A 1,983-nucleotide genomic window follows, 5' to 3' on the forward strand; every position below is an offset into this window, starting at 1 on the left:
ATAATGTTTTCTTAATTCCCATAATTTTCAACCGTTTAACTCCCATCATACGATTTAAATCCTTAATGTTCTTTTTCAGAATTCAATGTTAATTAAACCTACCATTTAGTCGAACAGCATTTGGATATTTATTATGACACCTAAACTTCGAACTCCTTTCATTTAGAATTCACGAAAATTTAAATGTTTGTTAAACTTTTCTGGCTCTTTTCTTTAATACAGCTTAAACAAATATAAGTTTCTTATATTATAAAATTTTCCATTCGAATCAAAACATATGAAAGATTGAAGTAGCTGTAGTTAAACAATCGTGACAATTGAGAAAAATAACTTTTTACATTTAAATGCTTGTATATTTACAGAGTATTAAATGATTTGAAACTTTTAATGTCTCATAACGTATTGTAATACAAAAGATAGAGGAGGAAAGATATTGAAGAAGATAATAGCCCTATTATTTTTTTGCATCGCTTTAATCTTTCTATTAGTCGCATGCTCGGAAGAAAAAAATGAATCCAAATTTATTGCTAAAGCCAGTGATTTTGAAGATTCAGGCTTTACAAGTCGGAGAGGTCAGCTAATAGTAGTTATCGGGGATGAATTAATGATTAGCGCTAATTATGATCCACAGTCAAAAGCGAAAAGTAGTATAGATAAGATTTTGGAATCCCAACAGGTCAAGAGTGGTAATCATTTTTTAAAAAATTTTAAAAATGTGAACATCTCGACAAAAGATGACAAGTATTATATTTCTGCTGACGATGGGGTATCATTGGAATTTCAAAAAATTGGTGAACGTATTATTGTGGATGAGGAAGGTATGGAGTATTATACCCAAGAGTATTCAGAAGAATAAAGTTCAATTTTATATGAAATAGTACTCTTTTTAAGAGATTAGTGCTATTAATCCAAGAAGGATTTGAATAATTGGATATATTCATTTCCCTGTTTTTATTCATCTAATTTTCTGTATCTTGTATTATAAAAAAGCTATACTTCATAATGAAGTATAGCTTTTTTATATATTCAATGAATATCATTCTTTTTGAAGTTACCACCCTTAACCTCTGCCACTTCATAAACTGTGACAAAAGCATTCACGTCAATATCACTAATGATTTCTTTCATTTTACTTTCTTCTAGACGATTTATCACACATGTTATTTCTTTGAATTGTTCATTTGAATATCCGCCTTGCACAATATTAAACGTTGCTCCACGACCTAAACGGTCTCGAATTGTCTCTACCATTAATTCGGGTTGATTAGTGATGATTTTAAAAGTTTTTGAACCGCTCAAACCTACTTCTACGATATGAATTACTTTTGAAGCAATAAAATAAGCTATTGCCGATAAGATAGCCCCTTGTAGACCAAAAACTGTTGAAACTACAATAAAGACAAACGTGTTTAAGAATAGTATAAGATCACTTGTACCAAAAGGTAATTTTCGAGATAGTAGTACTGCCAACATATCTATGCCATCTAATGCCCCGCCATTACGTAATGCTAACCCCATTCCAAAACCAATAATAATACCTCCAACTACCGTTACTAACAATGTATCCCCATGAATAATTGTTTGCACATGGTGCATGAGACTAGTACCGACTGCTAGTGAAGCTATTCCGATCACTGAAAATATTGCAAAGCTTTTACCAATTTGTTTATATCCTAAAAAAATGAATGGAATATTCAATAGTGCAATTAGAATTCCTAAGGGTATTCCGAATAATTGAGATCCAACAATGCTTAGTCCCGTTACCCCACCATCCGATACATTATTTGGGATTAATACTGCTTCTAATCCATATGCAGCTATAAAACCCCCAATAATAACCATTATTGCTTTAAATACCATTTTACTTAAATTGGACTTTTGCTTTTTGTTAGTTCTCATTTTAATTTCCCCGTTTAATTTGTTATTTGATTGATACATATTCAAAAGATTTATGTATTTTTAATAAAACCTTTTTCAACCTAT

Annotated in this window: 2 protein-coding genes; one reads left to right on the forward strand and one right to left on the reverse strand. The window is 30.6% G+C overall.

The annotated features are described in order from the left end of the window. Nucleotides 1-433: 433 nt before the first annotated feature. Nucleotides 434-856: a hypothetical protein gene (locus tag AN959_RS20395; RefSeq protein ID WP_056833471.1), complete on the forward strand. Its 423-nt coding sequence runs from the start codon at nt 434-436 to the stop codon at nt 854-856. 170 nt (nt 857-1,026) lie between these two features. Here the strand turns inward: AN959_RS20395 and AN959_RS20400 are convergent, their stop codons facing one another. Next, nucleotides 1,027-1,899 (reverse strand): YitT family protein, encoded by an 873-nt coding sequence (locus tag AN959_RS20400; RefSeq protein ID WP_056833474.1) that lies wholly within the window; start codon nt 1,897-1,899, stop codon nt 1,027-1,029. Nucleotides 1,900-1,983: the final 84 nt, after the last annotated feature.

Origin of the sequence: Psychrobacillus sp. FJAT-21963, assembly GCF_001420585.1 — a bacterium.
In the GTDB taxonomy this organism is placed as follows: Bacteria; Bacillota; Bacilli; order Bacillales_A; family Planococcaceae; genus Psychrobacillus.

What these genes read in the sequence shown, in the direction of transcription:
- AN959_RS20400 (WP_056833474.1), bottom strand. Translation starts at nt 1,899, where the DNA reads ATGAGAACTAACAAAAAGCAAAAGTCCAATTTAAGTAAAATGGTATTT.